Genomic DNA, 20,448 nt, shown 5'->3' with positions numbered 1-20,448 from the left:
AGCACGCCCCACTCGGCAATCTCAAGAATCTCTTTTATATTGGCAGTGTCTATAAATAGTTTCATATCTGTACCTCCCGTTATTGTTTACGGTAGTATTTATACATTCAACGATATAGCCCCCGTCCCCATTTCGTTGAAACGAGTTTACTCCAGTACGAAGATTTTGTCGGCTACGTAGTTGTCGCCGTCGTAGTTTCCGTATATGAAGACTTTGTCGCCGTCGTCGATATCCTCGAAGTCCATTGACCTTCCGGATGACGAGAATATGGCGGTATCGTCGGCGTCAACGTAAACGTAAATGTATTCCGCGGAGCCGTTTTCGATGTATTTGATTTTCAGCTTTTCCGAGCTGGCGTAGATGTTGTAGACGGTTCCGTCGATATTCTCGAGTTCCTCGGTGCTGTCGGACTGTATTTCGGTGACCATTCCGCCCTCGAGGATTAGGTCAACGCTATAGTTGAGCCTCAAGTCATATAGGCTTTTGTCGCTGCCTGCTATTTCTATGTCAGCATCGCTGTCAACGTCGAAGGTCTTCTCTTCGTTGTCGTCTGTCATTATGGTTATCTGCGGCTGTGCCGCGATCAGGATGGAGCGCACTATTCCGCTTTCTTCCGTTTCGGTGCTGCTTGCTACTATGAGTACGACCTTTTCGTAATCCGTGGTCACAACTACGAAATCGCCATTGTAAAGATTGGTTATGGTTCTGTCGCTGCCGTTTTTCTCCACGTCATAGTCGTCGTCAAGCACAAGCTCGATTGTCTTTCCGTCCACTCCCTTTATGACTATTGCGCTCTCGTCTTCACCCTCGCTATATTCTTGGAAGATGCCTTCGTACTCGCGGCTCTTGCCGAAGCCCTCCAGCTTTGTGAATTCATCCCCGACGAGCGTGTAGTTTACGAAATCTCCCCGCTCAAGCTCTGACAGGGCGACGGGTTTTCCTTCCTTAAGTATAGGTGCAGTGGGTGTGGTGGCGTATGTGAATTTGTCGCCATCCAAGCCCTTCAATGTCACTAGGAAGTAATCCTCTATCGAGATGTATGTGTAGAACGTGGCATCGTACTCATCGAAATCGCTGCCCGCCATGTTCCCGTCAACAACCGTCAATCGGCTCAAAGCTTCGCCATCGAAATTAAGGCGTATTGTCATGTCTATGTCCAGGTCGTCGATCGATTCCTCGCGACCGTCGATGATAATCTCGACATCGGCGAGGTTGTATATGGCAATATCCTCTTCATCATCATTATTCTGGACGACTACGCGGTTGGTGTCCCCTATTATATTTGTGATGATTCCCGTGACGCCTTCGGCATCCTCAACCGGAGGCTCTTCTTCCCTAAGCAAGTCCAGGGAAACGGAAAGCATCTTTGCCATGGCCGCTCTAGTGATGGGGTCACTGGGGTTGAAATACCCAAGCGTATCTCCGCCAACTACGTCATACTTTCCAAGAAGGTAAACGTATGGCCTCGCTGCTGATACTATGGACGAAGCATCTTTAAAGTCCAGTGTATAAAGAACATTGAGGTTCTCCTCAAGATATATGTTCATAGTCTTTCCAAGGAACACGGCAACTTCAAAACGTCTTGAGTTTGTATATATATCCCCTATGTGAAAGTTGTTGAGGTCAGCAGCGGCTATTATATCGTTTTCAAGGCAATAAGCAACCGCCCCATACATGTCCGGCCAATCGGGAACTCCGTTTGCGACTATGGTTGACATGTGCTTGTTTATGTTGGCGGTCTGTTCGCTAGCCGGAACAAGGTCCGCCGCCTTGAGCGTCCTGTAGATCATAAGTATCGAAGCATACTTGCTTATGTTGTCGTTTGGCCTAAAGGTGCCGTCCTCGTATCCCGTGACTATGCTTTCGTCTGCCATTTTTTCTATGTAGCTCTCGGCCCATGCCGCCTCGCCTATATCTGTAAAATCGGCGAATGCCGCCATTGGCGAAACAAGCATCGCAAGTGAAACCGCCAAGGCCACCGCTGTTTTTTTATTGAACATTTTATTTTGCGCCCCCTTCGATGGATTGATATTCTTTGTATCATTATATCATATTCGATATCATATTCGTTTTTTCTTGATGAAATCATCTTTATCTAAATTACAATGTTGTCATCTTCCAAAAGTAATAACCCCGTCACCCTTGCATTAAAATAAAACAGGCGATTAATCGCCTGTTTTATTTCAATTCCAAAAGATCTTCTATCTGATCCTTAAGCTCTGTCTGTTTTTCCTGCCTAAGCTTGCCTTCAATCACTTCGTCATTGTATTCCTGCCATAATCTCAGGAGATTCTCATATGACTTGCTAAAGCGGTAAGAATCGCTCTCGAATTCATCCGGCAGGCGCTTCAAAAGTTCTTCAGGCCTGGATTCGCTGAGCTTTGCTATCCATGCGGCGCTGAATTCCTTCCAATCCTCGGAGCTGAGATTTGCAATGATTTCATGTTCATCGTTCAGTTCATTGTAACGATCCACAAGGCTTGTGCTATACTCAGCAAAGTACCCATTCGCTTCAGTGGCTGAAACCTGAGGCATACTCTTGCTATAGTATCTTACTCCGCCGAAAATAGCGGCTACAATAACCAGTATTGATAAGGATGCAATCAAATATTTTTTTTCCATATGGTCTTCCCCTCGGTGTTTTTTGCGACAATTGTATTATATAATATGCTGCACCCTATTTCAACTCTAAAATGTAACTTCATTCCTGCCAACCGCTATGGAATCCTGGAATCTTGTAAGGGCAAGACTATAGTCCAAAACTGCGCTCGACAAACCAAGTCGAGCCTGTATATAGGCGTTTTGCGCCTGCGATACGTCTGTGAGAATGACCAGCCCTGCATCATAGGAAAGCTGCGAGATTCTCAAGGATTCCTTAGTCAATTCCACTGACTTCTCACCGGTTGAGACTTTCCGCTCGGCCTCTATGACATCAAGGTAATTTCCCCGTACCTGCATCTCCACTGCATCTCGGGCGCTTTCATATGCGTCCACAGCTTTTTCGTAATCAATCTGGGCGTTCTTGTACTGATCCGTGTTGTCCGTGTACTGCCTTTGCACAATAGCCTTGTTGAGTTCGTTGTATCTAAGCTGAAACGCAGCCCCCAGCATTTCCTTGCGGCTGCCTATAGCCATTTCGATGGCCGTTTCAATCTCGGGCAATGCCCCCGCTTCAAAGGAAACGGCATCCGTGAGGGAAACATCCTCCATCAGTCCATAGCCGAGCTTGCTGCTTAGGAGCATGCGGTTCTTGTCGTACATATGCTTTGCGGACATGATTGCGTTATCCGCCCGAATCATCGCCAGTTCCGCTTGAAGAACAACCTGCTTGTTGACGAGGCCCAGTTCGTACTTCTTCTGCGTCTGCTGATAGACTTTGGTCGCTATAGCCAAATTCTCCTGTTGGATGGCGTAGTTCTCGCCTAATTGCCTGCTTCCGTAGTAGAGCTGCTCGATGTTTGAGTCCACCCCGTTTCGAGTTGCCTCAAGCTCCTTTTGGGCGCTTCCCCAGGCGTATTCGTTGGCGATTTCAGCCATTATATATTGGTCCTTGTCCTTGTCGTATACCGCGTTAAGTTTCTTGAGGTCACGCTTTCCCTTATCGTAATCCAATTCCGCCTGCTCGTAGTCAAGCAGCGCCGTTGCCAGTGTTGCGTTTTTATTCTCCGCCTTCTCAAATGCCTGGATGATTGTTAAGCTTTCTCCATTTGACTCGAAAACGAATCCGTATATTTCCTCACCATATGCAAATATCGCTGTTGAGAAAAGCAAAGCCGCCAACACGACCGCCAATTTCTTTTTCATATTATTCCCTCCCAATGCTTTTCTTTTACTGAATTTTTGAATGCTTCGTTGCTTATATCTTAACCGTCATAGGCAAGGAAGTCAATGCCACGAGATTGCCTCGTACAGCTTCTGTACATGTTCTCATCCTTCGCTCAATGCAAAGAAAGACCCCTTTTGCACTTGGGATTAATCCCAAGGCTTTAGGGGCCTTTCTTCTAGTTATTGCAATAATTGATTCTTGAATTTACTTTGAATTATTCGTAAACTCAGTGGTACTACCGACAGTTACATAGTCGCCTTTATCGATTGCTTCAAAATCACCTAGTCCAATGATGTCTCCATCACTATTTTTAACCACCGTAGTTGGAACAGCTGCATAGATCACAGCATCTATTACCATTTGATCATGGCCAGTATTCACGAAGGTTACTACATCACCTTCTGTTGTAGAACCTGGAGTTTCTGTTACGCCATTCCAAACAAGGACTACGACCATTTCTCCGTCGCCATTAAGAATGTATCTAACGTTCGTGTAATCGTCAAGCTTGCTTGCCGAAACCTTAGTGTCGATAGCTAAGCTTGCATCACCTACGAGATCGTCTGCTGTATAAATTACAGCATCGTCAGCAACTTTTATAGTTGTTTTACCATCAGCGACATTAGTGTAAGTTACATAATCGCCATCTACGATAGCACTAGTAATGTTAAGAATTTCTTTTGCTAATGGTGCATCTGTTTCGTCAAAATTCACTGCATCGTCACTATTGTAAGAGAATTTGAATATTTGACCTTCAACAAGTTGTTCTTCGTCACCGTCATCAAGAAGGTAATCGTCTTTGTCGCCAGCGTATACATCAAGTTCTGCATACTGGTCATCGCTTATTTCGTAGTAATCTGCGAGAGCGATTGCGTAGTAATTATCCGCGTCTGTTCCGTCGAAGCTTGAAACAAAGACAATCGCGTCAGCTGTTCTGCCTGATTCACCGAATACGAGTGCAGTCAAGCGACCAAACGAATTATCATAAACGTCATCGTAATCAATCAAAGCCGGATCAACAACAGTACCATCCGTAGCATCGATGAAGATAGTGTCACTATCGATGTAGTAATAGTCACCATCATTTGTTAAATCATCGATGTACCTAGAATCAGTACCCTTTTTCAACTCTACAATAGTAGCTTCGCTGACAACAGCACTACCAGTAGTACCATCAAATTCATCTGCTACTTCTCCATCTGAATTCAATTCAAATTCGACTGCTACAACTGAAGTCTCAAAGTAGTTTCTATCTTCACCAATCGTATCAGCATCAATCACTGCATTAACGTCAGATCTTGTTTCAAAATCATAAGTTGCTTCTTCGCCTAAACCATTGAATACTGTCATTTCTGAAGTACTACCATAGTTAGCCCAAGTTACAACACCATATATAGTGTCGCCAATGCCGTCAACGTTTGCAACTATTGCAAGAGCGTCACCGTTGAAGTCCAGCACCATGACAACATTTTCATCCATAAAATCGTTAAGATCATCTATAGCATTGTCAAAAGCTACTACAGTGTCAAGTTCGTCTGTTGAAGAGAAGGGTTCAGCTGACAGGTCGTACCAAGAACCGTCGACTTTAACGTCGGCTGTTTTAGCGGCTTCAAGTGCGCCTTCTACCTTAGCGTCTGCGAACATAACGAAGAGTTCATCGTCGTTTTCGAAGTAAGCAATGGCATTGTCAGCTTCTACGTCGCCAAGCTCTGCTTCCATCATGTCTGCAGTAAAGTAGTAAGCGTCGTCATAGTTGTCAATCTCTAAAGTGTCTTCATCCCCTGCAGAAATATAATCAAATCCGTTGGAATCCACAGCTTTTACAACTGCGCCTTCAACGTCGAAGTTGAATACTGAAGCAAATACCACTTCGTCGTCTTCCATTACGAATCTACCATAATCGCCAGCTGTAAGGTCGGCAGTATCGAAGTTTACATAAGTGTCAGCACCTGATGCGAAATCGAAGGTGTCGTCTTCTACAAGAAGCGTAACATAATCGTCATTATCGACATCGACTTTTACAGTGTCATAAATGATGTCAGCTGCGTCAGTTTCAACTGTCCAGTAGAAAATTTCGTCATCGTCATTAACCCAAGCTGTTACTTCGAGTCCGAAGTAGCTGTTGGCATCAGTAGCTGTAAGGAGCGTGTAAGTGTCTCCGTCAAGAGCAACTTCGTCTGAATCCAAGTTTGAATCTGAAAAAGGAACATCGGTTACTCTGACAGTATCAAGCTCAGTTGCGCCAAGTTTGTCAGTCAAAAGAGTCTTGTCAGTAACTGAATAAGTCTCTTCGTCGCCGTATCCTACTCTTTCCATTAAGTTAACATCAAGCGCGTTGTTCATAAGAATAGCAACAACACCTCTGGGTGCAGGAGCGCCTAAAACGCCGGAAACGTCGTCAGTTACGCCTGTTTCAGCTGCTACAACTATGAATCCATTAGGATATCCGCCTTTGTCTGCGGCTTCTGGTGCGTATCCAAGAGTTCTCATAATCATTGTAACGGCTTGCTCGTAAGTTACAGGATCGCTAGGTCCGTACATGCCGTTTCCGTAGCCTTTGATGATTTCAAGGCCGTCAGCGATGTTGATGTATCCTGATGCCCAATTATCAGCGGGAACATCAGTGAAGGATGTAGTGCCCTTCATAGCGGCGGCGTTTTCAAGACCGAGGGATCTAACGACTACGGCTGCGAATTCAGCCCTTGTAATCGTATTGTCCGGCTTGAAAGAACCGTCTGGGTATCCTTGAAGAATACCTAAGGCTCCAAGTCTAGTGACAGCCTCGTCGTAGTCAGTGCCAACAACGTCTTTGGGAGTTGCGAATGCAAATGCAACAGATCCGAGGACTAATGAAAGCACTAACACCAATGAAAGTAATTTTTTCATGGTTTGTGTTTCCTCCTTTAAAATTGTTTTTTTATTTAGAAGCGGTGACTCTATGTACACCACGTTCTATCGATTGATATGCAAAACAACTGCGGAAGAGTTACATAGCCTCTCCTACTCTGTTATTATACATCCAAAACGGCCTATTTAACATTACGCTCTTGTTACAATTAAGAGACCATCACATGTCAAAGATTTTGGATTTCTCCATTTCTTTTCGGTTAACAAGGATTGAAAGGAAGATGCCCAGCATGACCCAGTAGATTGGCGCGACCGAAACAACGCTGTCGTTGAAGAGTGAGGTCATGAGATAGCCGAAGAGCGAAGCGTCAAGCATGAGGAGAATTTGGTCGAGGCGCTTTGAAAAACCAAAGCCCACCTGTTTTAGGAACTTCCAGAATGCATATTTATTGAGGAAGATAAAAGCCAAAAGAGCTATGAGGCCTTGGTTGACACCTATCTGCAGGTACAGGTTATGCGGCTTATCGGCTATTTTGTTGAATCCTTCTTTAAATGAATCGGCATGGGGAAACTTGAATATATAGGTGTCGGGTCCGTTTCCGATTATTATAGTGTCTTTCATCATGCCGAGGGTCTTGTACCATATGTATCCACGGCCCGAACCAAGGGTTGTGAAGCCTTCTCCATACTTTATGCCGCTTTCTTTTTTTACTGTTTCTTCCTTTTCTTGCATAATCTCTTCAGTTTTCAAGGATGAATCGCCAGATTCCGTAGCGGTTTCGGTTATCTCTTCTTTTTCTTGTGCATATGCTACTCCTACATCAGAAAAAAGTTTGTTGATTTTACCGAAGACGCGATCAGAATTCTGAAAGTTCATGATGAAGGCTATTACGAAAACCACGGCTATGATTGAAGCGTAGCGTTTCCAGTCCCGCTTGAAGTTCTTATAGTTCATGCCAATAAGAAGCGCAGACGCGGAGAGTATACCGACAAGTCCCGCCCTGGAACCACTTGCAACCATAAAGACAAAGGCCAAAACGCTCAGCGCAAAATAAGCAATCTTTTTCTTCTTCTCTGTCTCAAACAGAAAGAGGCCAAGGAAGAAAGGCGTTGTAATAGCCGTGAATGAACCTACGTAGTTGGGGTTGAATAGCGTGGCGTAGGCAATTTTTTGAAATCTGAATGTAAGGGTAGGCATATTTGGTTGCAGTTCTGATGGAATGGACAATTTATATGCAAGCGCAGTCTCAAGAAAATTATGACCGTAGAACTGCCCGATGCCTATACATGACAAAATTACTGTCGAAACAATCAATCCCCATTTAAAGGGTTTTAGGTCTGTCCTCGAAAAATCGACGGAATAAGCCGCGAGGAAAACTACCAGATAGGCTATGTAAGTAATGAGTCCTTCCGTTCTGTCGTAAAATCCCCATATGGAAACATAGCGGAAGTCCGACATAAATGCGGAAAGTATTGTAAAAAGTGCTATGATGCCGATTGCAATGAATATTTTGTTGTCTTTCTTGATGCGGTTCTTGTGGTCAATGAGCTGCCCAAACATTATAAAAAGGAGAGCACCTGCCACTACCCAAAGGAAAACCGCCTTATAGTAATGGAAGAAATTCAGTCTCTGCCCGCTTACAAGCTGCGATATGTTTGTCTGTCCCTTGGCAAACCCCACGAATGGCACTACCTTGATCCTTACAATGAGTGGAACTACGGCCGCCATGACCGCCAGTATGTATAGCTTTATTTTATCGTGCATCTATGAACCTCCATCTTGTTATATTATTGGATCGCTTTAATCTTCTTCCATTATATAGGAAAGATAAAGGAAAAGCAGTAGAAAGATTAAATACAGTGGAACGTAGAACGTAGAAAGTGGAAAGGAAAGGATAAAAAGCTAAGACAAAAGATTAAAAGAAATAAGTTGGTCAGTTGGTCAGTTGGAAAGGAAAGGATAAAAAGCTAAGACAAAAGATTAGAGCGTGCAACATAATATTCTCCTAATACGGCAAAGAAGGACGACCACTGTCGTCCTTCTAAGGTTTTTAAGCAGTAAACTCTGCAATGGATATGAGTTTAAGGTCTTCATTCCGACCTACTAATCTCTCTATAGTAGTTCACTTAAGTTTTTCGATTGCTGTCTGAAGCTGCAGATCTTCAATACCGTTTCTCAGTACCGTAAATATTCTTTGTTCAATAAGATTTTTTGTCGTCCAGTCTAGAACTCCATATGAATAAAGATTCTCTGCTTCTTGAAAATTCTTCACGGCTTCGAATGTTGCTTCGTCGACCTTTCCTGTTGGCTCGATTTCATAACCAAGGAATGCCAATCTTTGCTGCGCTCCGTACACATTTAGGCCCACATCGCCCAAACCGGGCTTGTTATCTTCTATCATAGGAACAAAATCCAGAACCGCTTCCGTATCTTCCACTCGGAGATTTTTAACTACAAAATCAGGTTCGATTCCCACCTTGTCTATTTGCTCTTGACTTCCCGTAAGGTACTCGGCTATAGTCATTTTTAAGGCCCCGCCGTTTGTTATGGGGGTTACGCTCTGGACGGTTCCCTTTCCGTAGCTTTGTGTGCCCACAATTATTCCGGAATCGGTGTCCTTTATGGCTCCCGCGAAAATCTCGGATGCGCTTGCACTGCCTTCGTTTATGATTACAACCAGCGGAATGCCTGAAGCTTCCGTTTCTGCATAGTAGCTTTTTCTATTTTCCTCATCTTTGTAATCGATGTAAAGAATCGGTTGGCCCTCATCTATGAATCTGTCGGCCATTTTTACGCTTTCCGTAACGAGACCTCCAGGATTGTTTCTTATATCTATAATCAATCTCGTCATTCCTTGCGCCGTAAGTTCATCGAAAGCCTTTCCGAAGTTCAAATCCGCTTCGGTTCCGAATCTAATTATTTGAATATATCCTATTCCATCTTCAAGCATCTTATACTCAATCTCGTTTATGATGATTTTTTCTCTTGTTATTTTAAAATAAAGTACTTCATTGACGTTTTCCCTTACTATGCCTATTTTTACAGTTGTTCCCGCCTCGCCCTTTATTGCGCTCGCGGCTTTTTCCAAGCCATAACCCGTTATATCAACATCATCCACATAACGAATTATGTCGCCCGCTTGTATGCCGCCCTTTTCGGCCGGAGTATCCACAAAGGGAGAAATGACAACGGTGTCTTCGCCCCTCTTGGTTATGGAAACACCTATTCCCCGATATTCCCCTTTAGCCTCTTCGTTGAATTTTTCATAATCGTTGGGTCCAAAATAATTGCTATGCTCGTCAAGAACCTCGAATAATCCATTGTAGGCACCTTCCATCAGTTCCTCTTCGGTGACGTCATACTTGTACTGCACCTCGATGAATTTAATCATCAGCTCCATATAGTCGATTCTATCCTCAGCCGTATCGAAGCTCTTTGTCGGCTCTGCGGCGCTCGCGACTCCCGTTGATAAGAGAGCGGCTATGAGAAGAGTCGCCATAAAGATTTTTAATGCCTTGCTTGTATTTTTCATTGGATGTTTCCCTCCGTTTCCATTGGTTTCCTTATTTTATAAGTATAATTTAAGGATAAAACAAATGCCACCCTGCCGAGGTGACATTCTTATTACATTCGTTCGGGCTTGTTAACCTCCAGCTGGTCCAGTATGCTTGAAAAAACCATGGCCAGGGACCTGTATAGCTTCAATATTGTCTTTAGTTTTTCCTTCTCCAGTTGCCTGTAGAGCATGCCGTCATTTATGTCGTTGAAGAGATTGCTAAGCCTTTCGGCGTAGGCAATGTAGATTGACGGGTCTTTTTCCGCTACGGCTTTCTCTACAACATGCCTATATTCGCTCATTTCCTTGGCTATTTTTTTCTCACTGTCGTCATCGAGTAAAGCCTCGTCAAAGTCGGCAAGATAGGAAACCCCTGAACCTTCCTCCTTGAATATATCAAGCAGTGAACGAGTCCTGGTGTATACATACTGCAAATCTCTTGAATTGTTTTCGTTGTACTGGAGCTTTGCATTCATATTGTATGGAGTTCTGACTAGTGAATATCTTATCCTCTCAAGGTCGGCCATTTCCATTACATCGCCAACATCAAGGCAATCCATTAAATTGTCTCCATCGTATAAGTCCACTTTTTCTGTGATGATTGCTCTTCCGGAGAGCTCCGGATAGATTTTCTCTGTTTTCCTCGACATGAATATCACGGCGTCTTCTAAGACCGCAGTGTCTTTTGTTATATCTGTTTCCATTAGGCCTTCGCATCTTGGTCCAAAATCCCTGTCGAAGTTTGAAAGAAAATATGATATTGCCAGGTCGCAGCTGTCATCCTTTACCAAAATGTATTTCTCTACATCGTATCCGGCCAAATCGTAGATGCCGGCAAGTGTATACATATTGAGGAAGGCCCTTAGGTCGCAAAGGCAAACCACATCGGAAAGCTTTTCGACCACGGCAACAAATTTCTTTTTTTCTTTCCTTTTTTCGAAAATTTCAAAGCGACCTGTTTCTATTTCCCTAAATACACCTCTGAAGTATTTGTTGTTGAGGTGGAAGTTGACATGCCCCTCGGGAGATATCCTTATATCGTCGAAGATGTCTGTCTGCTTATGCATGTATGCCTTTACCCTGCCTGCCAGGTCAACGGCGTCCATTTGCATGTTTGAAGCCACCTGCATGCATATGTTTGTATTAAAGTCTCCGTGCTCAGGGTTTGCGGATGTCCTTATTTCTATCCTTTGAAGAAGGCTTCCGCAATCTACCACATCCTCAAGTGATTGGGCTATCAATCGTTTTGTTTTTTCCTTTATCGTTTTCATGTCGCACACACTCCTCGCTCTGCGTCTAGGGTTGCCTAAAACCTCGAGGCCTGACGCCTCTATGTATTTGCCGACGACAACCCGACGTCTGCTTTGCTTAAAGTATTTCGATGTTGAGTTCGTTGTTTGACTGGCCAAGACCCTTAAGGCTCATTTCGTAGCGGACGAGGATGTTTCCCTTTATGTTCTCATTAAAAACATAATACAACTCGTCGGTCAATATTTCAAGCTCGAAGGTGCCGTTGGGGGTAAAATATTCGGACTCGAATCGCTTGCCCTTTTCAAATTCAAGGCGCATGCGGGCGCTTCCGAAGCGGGTCAGGGTTATTTTATCCCCCTTAAGCTTAAGCGTGGTGGTTGCACCCTTCATCCCTGAAATTTCGGATTCTTCGTAGACAAGGTATTCCGCGCCACCTTTTTTATAGTGTTTACCCTCTGTAGTCAGCTCGATTATTTCGGGTTCATCTCCGGCTCTTTTGATGGTGCCTTTTATTTTAAGCATTACCTTTTTCATTGATTTTCCTCTACTGCTACTGTATTTTACCTTCTTTTTAAAAAAGGACTCCAAAATGTCTGTCCCTTTTTAGTCCTTTTTTGGGGACAGCTCCAGGGCAAGTGATACGAGACGGTCTATCAGGTTTTTGTAGGGTAGATCCGTTTTCTGCCAAAGCATTGGATACATGCTGTATTTGGTAAATCCGGGCATTGTGTTTATTTCATTAAGGTAGGCTTGTCCGGTGGATTTGTCGTAGAGGAAATCGACTCTTGCAAGGCCTGTACATCCAAGGGCCTTGAAGGCGTCAACTGCCATCTTGCGGATTTTGTCGGATTCTTCCATGGGCAGGTTTGCCGGAATGACGAGTCCGGATTTGGCCTCTTCGGAATATTTTGCCTTATAGTCGTAAAATTCGTGGGATGGGATTATCTCCCCAAGAACGGAAGGATCGGGATTGTAATTCCCAAGCACTGCGCATTCTATCTCGCGGGCGTCTATTCCTTTTTCAACAAGTATCTTTCGGTCATATTTGGCGGCCTCGACGAGCCCTTTGATTAGCTCCGACCGATTGTGCACTTTTGTGATGCCCACGCTCGATCCCAGGTTGGCGGGCTTTACGAAGAGCGGATATCCAAGGGATGCCGCTTCGATTTTATCTATGCATTCTTTCTCGCCTGAAAGTTCGTCGCGGTACAAAACCACGTAGGGCACAATTGGCAGGCCATTGAATTCAAACAATTGTTTTGCAAAGACCTTGTCCATGCATGCTGCAGAGGCAAAAACCCCACAACCCACGTAGGGAACTCCTGAAAGCTCTAATAGGCCTTGAATTGTTCCGTCTTCTCCCATTGGTCCGTGTATGACAGGGAAAACCATGTCCATTTCGGCGCCATTTATTTTTCCCGGCATTTTCATTGAAAGAAGGTTCTTATCGCGCATGTTTATTTCCATGGATTTTGCTGTTTCTTCCCATGTTCCATTCTCTATGGCCTCGAAATCTCCGTCAAAATACATCCATCTTCCGTTCTTGGTTATTCCTATAGGATATAGTTCATATTTATCCTTGTCTGCCGCACCAAGCACCGACGTGGCTGTCATTAGCGAGACCTCATGCTCCTCGCTCATTCCTCCGAATACAACTGCCAGATTCATTTTTTTCATTTAACACCGCTCCTTTTCGATTGATTACGGTTGATTGCGGTTGGTTTTATTATATGTCGTTCTTTTTTTTTCTAAAAATCCTTATGGTCTCTTCCATGTCCCTTATGTGGAGCTCGGCCTTTTCCCTTGCTGAATCGCCGTTTCCTTGACGAATGGCTTCGAGTATTTCTTTATGCTCGGAAAGAAGCTGTTTAAAGTCGTCGGATTCCGAGAAAAACACTACTCTAAACCTTTGAACCTGCTCCTGCAAACCCTGCGTTATCTGTATAAGCTTGTTGTTGTGTGTAGCTTCAAATATGGCTTCGTGAAAGGCCTTGTCCTTTTCCATCATTCCGTCTCTGTCGGTTGTATTGACAAATGTTTCGAATTCCAAAAGAGCCTTCTCCATTATTTCCATGTCTTCATCGCCTCTTCGCTCCGCTGCAAGCGATGCTGCAAGTCCCTCGAGGACTCCTCTGACCTCCAGAACATCCAAGACATCTTTTATGGACATGTCCGCTACATATGCACCCTTACGGGGAATCATTGTAACGAGCCCTTCGAGCTCGAGCTTCCTTATGGCTTCCCTTATTGGTGTTCTGCTTACTCCAAGCTGCTCACCCATTTGCAGCTCCATCAGCCTCTCTCCCGGCTTGAATTCGCCATTTATTATGGCCGATCTCAGATATTCGAAAACCACCTCTCTAAGCGGTTTATAATTTTGCAGCTTCAATTTTCCCATGCTGGTATTCATCTATTTTCCTCCTTGCTGTAGGCGACTGTTATGTATGTTTGACTATATGTTTTTTTCAGGTTCTTATACGCCTTTGACACCCTTTTGTAGTCCTTAAATATGCCGAAGACCGTTGGCCCGCTACCGCTCATGAGAGCCCCGCGAGCACCGTATTGAAGCATTTTACTCTTTATGTCTCCCACAATAGGATGTCTTATTAAAGTAACATCCTCAAGCCGATTGTACAGTTTATCGGAAAGACTGTCCAGATTTCCGGCGGCCATTTCTCTAATTACGGCCTCTGCGCCTAAAATGCCTCGACTCGCGACGCCTTCTTTTAGGTCTAGGGCTTTATATACTTTTGCGGTTGAAACGGCAATATTTGGCTTCGACAGAAGTATGAACCCCTTTTCCAGACCATTTATGGGTGTAAGACGCTCTCCTACGCCCTCGGCCAAAGCCGCCTTTCCCATTAGGCAGAAGGGAACATCGGCTCCTATTTTTAATGCCTCTTCCATGAGGGTTTCCTCCGGAAGCCCCAGGGAAAGCCCGCTGTCAAGCAGCCTTAGAACCGCAGCGGCATCGCTGCTTCCGCCGGCAAGCCCCGCAGAAACCGGTATACCCTTTCTTATTTTAATTTTAAGCATTCTGTCAATGTTGCACCGGTCTTGAAGAGCCTTTGCGGCCTTGTAAGCTATATTCGCAATTCCTACAGGGAGGTAGGGAAGGTCTGTGCTTATTATAATGCCGTTTCCCTTCTGCACATCAATTTCCACATCATCCCATAGGTTGATTTGTTGCATTACCGTCATTATGTCGTGGTATCCGTCGGGGCGCTTTCCTTCAACATTGAGAAAAAAATTGATTTTGGCTCTTGCTTTCCCTCTTAAAATTATGATGTCCACCCCTTTGGGATTGATATAATTCTTGATACTTTATACATGATACGAAGACCTTTCGCTTCATTATATCAAAAAAGAAAAAAAGTAGGAATGTATTCCTACTTTTTTATCTTTTAAATTGTGTCTTGTTTTTGTTTTTTGTTGATTTCTTTATTCTTTTTCATCAAGACGGGTCTTGATGCTCGCCAGCCTTTGTTTGAGATAGCTCTTTTCTTCTTCTCTTTCTGTCTTTCCATCTTTTGCTTTTGCTGCCTGCTGCCTGCTAAAATATCTTCAATAGTCGGTTGAGGTTTCGAATTGCGCGGCATCGCCCGATGCGTCGTTTCTCACCTCTTTGGATAAGAGAAAATCGTAAGAAATCTGCTTTGGCCTTGGCCCGATACGAAGTGAGTTTGCAGATTTTAGATTTTCTCGAAAAACAAAGGGGATTGAGAAACAGCAAGAAGGGTTTAGCCGAAGATTCGATTCTCAATCGACTAAATAATATACTGCCTGCTGCCTGCTGCCTGCTGCCTGCTAAATAGTTTCTGTCATTATTGCTTTTATGGTATGCATTCTGTTTTCGGCTTGATCAAACACAACGGAGTGTTTGCTTTTGAATACTTCGTCTGTGACTTCCATTTCGTCTAATCCGAATTTTTCTTTTATTTCCCTTCCAACTATGGTGTTTTGGTCGTGGAAGGATGGAAGGCAATGCATGAATATAACATCGGGGTTGCCGGTTGCTTTAACCATGTCCATGTTTACCTGGTATGGCGCAAGTATCTTTATACGCTCTTCGTAGAGATGCTCCTCGCCCATTGATACCCATACATCGGTATATAGAACATCGGCATCCTTGACGCCGGCATTTATGTCATCTGTAAGTTCTATTACGGCTCCTGTTTTCTCTGACAGAAGGCGCATCTCCGAAACAAGCTGTTCATCAGGAAAAAGCTCCTTTGGAGCCACTCCCACAAAGTGCATGCCCATCTTGGCGGCGCCTATCATAAGTGAATTGCCCATGTTGTTCCTTGCGTCTCCTATATATACAAACTTCATCTTGCCAAGAGGCTTGTCCACATGTTCCATTGCTGTCATGAAATCGGCAAGGATTTGGGTTGGATGATAGAGATCGGTAAGTCCGTTCCATACCGGAACTCCGGCATTTGCGGCCAGGTCGTCAACGGTTTCCTGCTTGAATCCCCTGAATTCTATTCCATCATAGTATCTTCCGAGAACCTTCGCCGTATCAGCTATTGATTCCTTTTTTCCCATTTGGCTGTTTGACAGGAATGTAACATTGGCTCCCTCGTCATATGCCGCCACCTCGAACGCGCAACGCGTTCTTGTCGATGTCTTTTCAAAGAGCAAAACAATATTCTTACCTTTCATGAGGTCTCCCTTTATTCCTGACCTCTTCTTTTTCTTTAGATCCACCGATTTGTCAAGTAGATGCCTAATCTCCTCCGGTGTAAAGTCCTTTAGCGTTATGAAATTTCTTCCCTTTAAATTTATTGGCATTTTTTTATTCTCCTTTTTTACTTTTCCTTATCAGCTCAGGATTTGCTTGCTCACTGTGTCCTGTTGCTGTTTTTCATTCCCATTTGTCTTTCAATAAAATCTAAAATCTGCAAACTCACGATGTGTCGGGCTAAAGCCAAAGCAGATTTCTTACGATTTTCTCTTATCCAAACGGGTGAAAAACAAGGCATCGGACAATGTTTCACAATCAAACTTCTTCGCTAATTAAGCCGTTTACAGAAGACAGTTTGCAAAAAGTACAAAACCTTTTAGAAACATAGTTCTAATGCCTTTGTCTTTTTCATTATTCTTTCTCTGCAAGCTGCATGCTGCATGCTTCTTTTACTGTCTCTCACTCTCTCACCAGCGGCATGCTCATGCAGTGCGGGCCTCCGCGGCCTCTTACGAGTTCGGAGCCTTCTATTTCCAAAACTTCTATGCCCCTTTTCCTTAGGGTTTCGTTTGAATATTCATTGCGGTTGTATGTGACTACGACTCCCGGTTCTATTGCCACAGCCTTATTGATTTTTTTTAAGTATACCATTGCTTCAGTTTGCCATCAATTCTCATTATTGACGATTGCATATTATTATTGCCCTGAATGCCTACAAAAAAACTTTGACCCGCAGTTGCCTGCAGGCCTTTGTCTATGATGCGAAGTAAATATTTTGTTCATTTCTAAGAAGTTTGATCTCCACCGTTTCAGTCAGAACATCTGAATAGCTGTACGAAACCGTTCTCTCCGATTCAAGACCATTATTAATTCTTACGATGAAAATGTTCGAGTATACTTCTTCAAGCACGCCTTCTTTAACAAGAACTTTCTTTCTGCCCTTGTTGGTCTTGAGTACTACCTTTTCTCCAATACAATCCTGAACACTTCTTTTGATGATAGATAGCGTTTCTTTTGTCGCCAAAGGTACATCACCTTCCCCTGTTTGTATACAGTATTATAACACCTGTAACCCCTTTGGTCAAGTAAAATTTACATTCTACTATACCGCAACTACAATGTCAAAAGTTTTTATGAAAATTTGTACAGAAAAATTAATTAATATGGCTATAGATAGTATTTTTTGAGACTTTCTATTCCTTTTTTTATGTATTCCTTGCCTCCATACTCATAGGACGCTTCCATCAGGGCGGGCCGTTTCTTCCCGGATATTATTCTCATTGCTGTATCTGTGTCGAATGCCCATCCGTCTCTTCGCGTTTGCCCTTGACACATGGGTATGTGCCTATATTTGATATAGTAATCGTTTGAGCAATATGCCTCTTGGCCCTTTGTGGTCCAAAGATGGAACGCATCCGCGGTTTTCGACAAAAGCTTTAGGTTCTCCATGAAGTCAAATTTTCTTATGACCGATGCAAAAAACAGGTGCCCAGTGTCAAGAAGTATTCCTATATTAAAATGTTTGCCGATTTCCCTTTGCCAGTCATCAATCCTGTAAAACAACTCGTTTGATCCAAAATATTCGAGCAGCAGGGTGGTGTCAAATTTCTTTGCTATGGAATCGAGGCGACTCATGGAATCTTCAAGTATCGGGCGGAAGGCTCCATCTTCGTATTCATCGGCGTCATACTTTCCTGGAAAATGTATAACGAAGTACTCCGCGGGCGAAGGCGTAAGGCGCTCCAAATTGTATTCCAAAAGTTTGAATGACAGCTCTCTCTTAGCGGGGTCAGGGTCAAGATAAAAGGCATCGAGAAAGTAGGACGAGAACCACTCGGGAAGAAAAATAGGAAGATGGATACTATATGCTACGGAGTTTTTTTCGGCTGTCTTCATGTCCAGCAGTATCTTTTCCGCCTTGCTCTCCCACGCGTCCATTCCACCCAGGCAAAACTCGACACGGTTTAAATTTAAGTCCATGGCTTCCCCAATTCCTATGAATACTGCGTTTGTGCCAAAATTGTTCTTCATTGCATAGTCCTTTCTCGGTTCTATTTAGTTTCCTCGAGGACATAGGCCTTTCCGTCTTTGATTCCAAGGAATATGAAGTTCATCTCCATGTCGACTCTTTTGGCCTTTGCGTTCCCGAGATCCTGCACGAGCAGTATACTGTTGTCTTTGATTTTTTCGGGATATACGAGCTTGTTTTCATGGCTCCACACGATCGAGCCTATGCTGTCGTAATCTTCGCATTCCATGGCATAGATGTACGGTGTGTATCCCTCTATGGCCTTGTACTCTTTCAGCTCGTTCCCATATACGCCCATCAGGATTACTGCCGAATCACTGTAATAGTTTATTTTCTGCTCTTCCTCTCCATCCCTGCGGATAATGCCTTCTTCAGTTTTTTTCATTTCTATGGCGGTGAGCATTTTAAGCTCGGGAACGAATCGCGGCTCCCTTGCATTTTTCTTTAGGGCTACGACAGTGCCTGTCTTTGTGTTAATACCATAGATATTAGAGGTATTGCCGAGCATTGTAAAGCCTTCTGCAAATATTATGGATTCTCCCGTCCAGTCGAAATGGATGTCCATGGGAAATACTCCGTCGCCGGCTGCATATATATAAAAAGGCATCTCTATGTCACCGTGTATTGTCTCGGTTTCAACATCTATGAGAAGCAATCTTGCTATTCTTCCCTCGGGTCCTATTTCTGTACTGCTTATGAATGCCGCCGCGGTCTTTCCGTCGGGCGATATTTTGATGCCCCTGAATTTCCAGCCTTTGTCCAGCATTTGCTCGTAGTATCCCTTGAGCTCCCCTCCTGATTCAACCGGAACGGCCTCGCCTGTGGCCTCATCGTAGCGCATTTTTTCAAATATCATCGGCGCCTCGGAATCTGTTTCAGCCGACGCAAACTTGTGCAGCATTATATTTTCTCCGTCGATTCTTCCGGATAGATATCTTACCTCTTCGAACGCTTTGCCTTCAATAGTTTCTATAGCCCCTGAAGCCATGTCGTAGGTTTTTATGCGCTGGCTTTTAGCAACATTAAAGCGCCAACAGTTGCCCACTCCAAAGTCGCCCTGCATTACCAGCCCGATTTCATCCTCGGCGCCGGTAATATTGATTTCATATGTTCCGCTTTCGAGATTCGCAAATATCACATCCGCTTCCCTCTCTCCATTCCACTCAAATCGGATTTCGGGCGCTTGTGTTTCAAAATTTTCGGAGACATTCATTTTTATGGCTCTTTCAACGCTTGCCTTGTTGACGGATCGGTCGAAGACGAGCTTAAATGCTTTTGTTCCTTCGGTAATCCACGCCTCGGGTTCCATTTGCAACCCGTCAGGCCCGATTTGCTTTATATCCACTTTGTTCGAGGAATACCTTTTGATGTAAAAAACAGCGTAATCTCTAAGCTCGGTGTTTTCATCAAAAAAGACGTGGCGTCCTATCATTATCCTTAGTGTCTCTTCTTCATTTCCGCTCGGCGGAATATTGAGGATAACCGTTTTTCTGTCCACTCCTCCATAGCCAATACTTAGCCTTTCGATTTTTACACCGTCCGCTTCTACTGAAAAACCGTTTTCGGCTTCTATGTTTACAGGCTCTAAAAATTTAAATGTCAGGTTTATGTTCCCGGAAAGGACCTTGGTTCCTCCCGACTGAATGCGTTCGCTGCCTGCCAGGCTGTTTAGGTATATTTCCGGCGGAAGCACCTGTCTTACAACATTTGTCTCTTCATCATCCCCGGTCAAGGCCTCGGTATCTTCCCCCGGCGTGGTATATCCCAATCCCAAATAATCAGTCAACGCAAAATATCCCAGCGCGACAATCATAACCGCTATTAGTATGCCAATTATTAATTTATTCGTGTTCATTGCTTAACCTCCGCATCGCGTAAATGCGTCCATTTATTTCGGACACGCCTAATTATATTATAGACTATCTTAGATGGGAAATTGTTTCAAATATATTTCAACTTTTTTCACGCTGCCTTCTATTGCAAGATAGCTTATGTTATTATCAAGTGTCGCCGTAAAACCCCCTGCTTTAGCTGTGGGGATATAAGGCGACGGCCTTGAGTTTTTCCCATAAACCAGTATACTATAAGTAGAACATATGTTTGTGAGGTGTTGCTATGAGAACAGTCAAAATTAAACTTCAACCTACAAAATTTCAAGAACAAAAGCTTGTTGAAATCTCCAGTCTGTTCATTGAGGCTATCAATCATGCTGTCAGTGAAATGATTGAAGTTGGGCATTTTTTGAAAATTTCTT

16 protein-coding genes are annotated in these 20,448 nt (G+C 43.8%); all 16 read right to left on the bottom strand.

Features of this window, described 5'->3' with window-relative positions; genetic code table 11:
- Positions 1-146 precede the first annotated feature (146 nt).
- The gene (locus tag JJE29_06050) at positions 147-2,000 is read right to left on the bottom strand and encodes an S-layer homology domain-containing protein (GenBank protein MBK5252178.1); all 1,854 of its coding nucleotides are present in this window, start codon (positions 1,998-2,000) and stop codon (positions 147-149) included.
- A 178-nt stretch (positions 2,001-2,178) separates the two neighbouring features.
- The gene (locus JJE29_06045; GenBank protein MBK5252177.1) at positions 2,179-2,622 is read right to left on the bottom strand and encodes a hypothetical protein; all 444 of its coding nucleotides are present in this window, start codon (positions 2,620-2,622) and stop codon (positions 2,179-2,181) included.
- Between the two features lie 66 nt (positions 2,623-2,688).
- A complete protein-coding gene (locus JJE29_06040) occupies positions 2,689-3,804 on the bottom strand; it encodes a TolC family protein (GenBank protein MBK5252176.1) in 1,116 nt (371 codons plus the stop codon).
- Positions 3,805-4,030: 226 nt separating this feature from the next.
- Positions 4,031-6,709 carry an S-layer homology domain-containing protein gene (locus JJE29_06035; protein ID MBK5252175.1) on the bottom strand — a complete coding sequence of 893 codons (2,679 nt, stop codon included), beginning with the start codon at positions 6,707-6,709 and terminating at the stop codon, positions 4,031-4,033.
- A gap of 181 nt (positions 6,710-6,890) precedes the next feature.
- Positions 6,891-8,435: an O-antigen ligase family protein gene (locus JJE29_06030; GenBank protein MBK5252174.1), complete on the bottom strand. Its 1,545-nt coding sequence runs from the start codon at positions 8,433-8,435 to the stop codon at positions 6,891-6,893.
- A 358-nt stretch (positions 8,436-8,793) separates the two neighbouring features.
- Entirely contained in the window at positions 8,794-10,203 is a 1,410-nt protein-coding gene (locus tag JJE29_06025) for a S41 family peptidase (GenBank protein ID MBK5252173.1), read from the bottom strand.
- A gap of 92 nt (positions 10,204-10,295) precedes the next feature.
- A complete protein-coding gene (locus JJE29_06020; protein MBK5252172.1) occupies positions 10,296-11,498 on the bottom strand; it encodes a hypothetical protein in 1,203 nt (400 codons plus the stop codon).
- Between the two features lie 97 nt (positions 11,499-11,595).
- Positions 11,596-12,012 carry a DUF1934 domain-containing protein gene (locus tag JJE29_06015; GenBank protein MBK5252171.1) on the bottom strand — a complete coding sequence of 139 codons (417 nt, stop codon included), beginning with the start codon at positions 12,010-12,012 and terminating at the stop codon, positions 11,596-11,598.
- Positions 12,013-12,081: 69 nt separating this feature from the next.
- The gene (locus JJE29_06010; GenBank protein ID MBK5252170.1) at positions 12,082-13,155 is read right to left on the bottom strand and encodes a D-alanine--D-alanine ligase; all 1,074 of its coding nucleotides are present in this window, start codon (positions 13,153-13,155) and stop codon (positions 12,082-12,084) included.
- A 49-nt stretch (positions 13,156-13,204) separates the two neighbouring features.
- Positions 13,205-13,888 carry a GntR family transcriptional regulator gene (locus JJE29_06005; GenBank protein MBK5252169.1) on the bottom strand — a complete coding sequence of 228 codons (684 nt, stop codon included), beginning with the start codon at positions 13,886-13,888 and terminating at the stop codon, positions 13,205-13,207.
- Complete coding sequence (locus JJE29_06000) at positions 13,885-14,766, bottom strand: 4-(cytidine 5'-diphospho)-2-C-methyl-D-erythritol kinase (protein MBK5252168.1); 882 nt, start codon at positions 14,764-14,766, stop codon at positions 13,885-13,887. The genes JJE29_06005 and JJE29_06000 overlap by 4 nt, the downstream gene beginning before the upstream one ends.
- 519 nt (positions 14,767-15,285) lie before the next feature.
- Entirely contained in the window at positions 15,286-16,272 is a 987-nt protein-coding gene (gene argF / locus JJE29_05995; protein ID MBK5252167.1) for an ornithine carbamoyltransferase, read from the bottom strand.
- A gap of 352 nt (positions 16,273-16,624) precedes the next feature.
- Complete coding sequence (locus JJE29_05990) at positions 16,625-16,816, bottom strand: hypothetical protein (protein MBK5252166.1); 192 nt, start codon at positions 16,814-16,816, stop codon at positions 16,625-16,627.
- A 103-nt stretch (positions 16,817-16,919) separates the two neighbouring features.
- Positions 16,920-17,189 carry a Veg family protein gene (locus JJE29_05985; protein MBK5252165.1) on the bottom strand — a complete coding sequence of 90 codons (270 nt, stop codon included), beginning with the start codon at positions 17,187-17,189 and terminating at the stop codon, positions 16,920-16,922.
- A gap of 143 nt (positions 17,190-17,332) precedes the next feature.
- Positions 17,333-18,196, bottom strand: a complete 864-nt coding sequence (locus JJE29_05980) for a TIM barrel protein (protein ID MBK5252164.1) — start codon at positions 18,194-18,196, stop codon at positions 17,333-17,335.
- 20 nt (positions 18,197-18,216) lie between these two features.
- The gene (locus JJE29_05975; protein ID MBK5252163.1) at positions 18,217-20,049 is read right to left on the bottom strand and encodes a hypothetical protein; all 1,833 of its coding nucleotides are present in this window, start codon (positions 20,047-20,049) and stop codon (positions 18,217-18,219) included.
- Positions 20,050-20,448: the final 399 nt, after the last annotated feature.

It is taken from the genome of Peptostreptococcaceae bacterium (assembly GCA_016649995.1).
Classification (GTDB): Bacteria; Bacillota; Clostridia; order Peptostreptococcales; family BM714; genus BM714.
The sequence above is the reverse complement of the archived record's forward strand: the minus strand, read 5'-3'. Positions and strand labels throughout refer to the sequence as shown.

What these genes read in the sequence shown, in the direction of transcription:
- JJE29_06050 (MBK5252178.1), bottom strand. Translation starts at nt 2,000, where the DNA reads ATGTTCAATAAAAAAACAGCGGTGGCCTTGGCGGTTTCACTTGCGATG.
- JJE29_06045 (MBK5252177.1), bottom strand. Translation starts at nt 2,622, where the DNA reads ATGGAAAAAAAATATTTGATTGCATCCTTATCAATACTGGTTATTGTA.
- JJE29_06040 (MBK5252176.1), bottom strand. Translation starts at nt 3,804, where the DNA reads ATGAAAAAGAAATTGGCGGTCGTGTTGGCGGCTTTGCTTTTCTCAACA.
- JJE29_06035 (MBK5252175.1), bottom strand. Translation starts at nt 6,709, where the DNA reads ATGAAAAAATTACTTTCATTGGTGTTAGTGCTTTCATTAGTCCTCGGA.
- JJE29_06030 (MBK5252174.1), bottom strand. Translation starts at nt 8,435, where the DNA reads ATGCACGATAAAATAAAGCTATACATACTGGCGGTCATGGCGGCCGTA.
- JJE29_06025 (MBK5252173.1), bottom strand. Translation starts at nt 10,203, where the DNA reads ATGAAAAATACAAGCAAGGCATTAAAAATCTTTATGGCGACTCTTCTC.
- JJE29_06020 (MBK5252172.1), bottom strand. Translation starts at nt 11,498, where the DNA reads ATGAAAACGATAAAGGAAAAAACAAAACGATTGATAGCCCAATCACTT.
- JJE29_06015 (MBK5252171.1), bottom strand. Translation starts at nt 12,012, where the DNA reads ATGAAAAAGGTAATGCTTAAAATAAAAGGCACCATCAAAAGAGCCGGA.
- JJE29_06010 (MBK5252170.1), bottom strand. Translation starts at nt 13,155, where the DNA reads ATGAAAAAAATGAATCTGGCAGTTGTATTCGGAGGAATGAGCGAGGAG.
- JJE29_06005 (MBK5252169.1), bottom strand. Translation starts at nt 13,888, where the DNA reads ATGAATACCAGCATGGGAAAATTGAAGCTGCAAAATTATAAACCGCTT.
- argF (MBK5252167.1), bottom strand. Translation starts at nt 16,272, where the DNA reads ATGCCAATAAATTTAAAGGGAAGAAATTTCATAACGCTAAAGGACTTT.
- JJE29_05990 (MBK5252166.1), bottom strand. Translation starts at nt 16,816, where the DNA reads ATGGTATACTTAAAAAAAATCAATAAGGCTGTGGCAATAGAACCGGGA.
- JJE29_05980 (MBK5252164.1), bottom strand. Translation starts at nt 18,196, where the DNA reads ATGAAGAACAATTTTGGCACAAACGCAGTATTCATAGGAATTGGGGAA.
- JJE29_05975 (MBK5252163.1), bottom strand. Translation starts at nt 20,049, where the DNA reads ATGAACACGAATAAATTAATAATTGGCATACTAATAGCGGTTATGATT.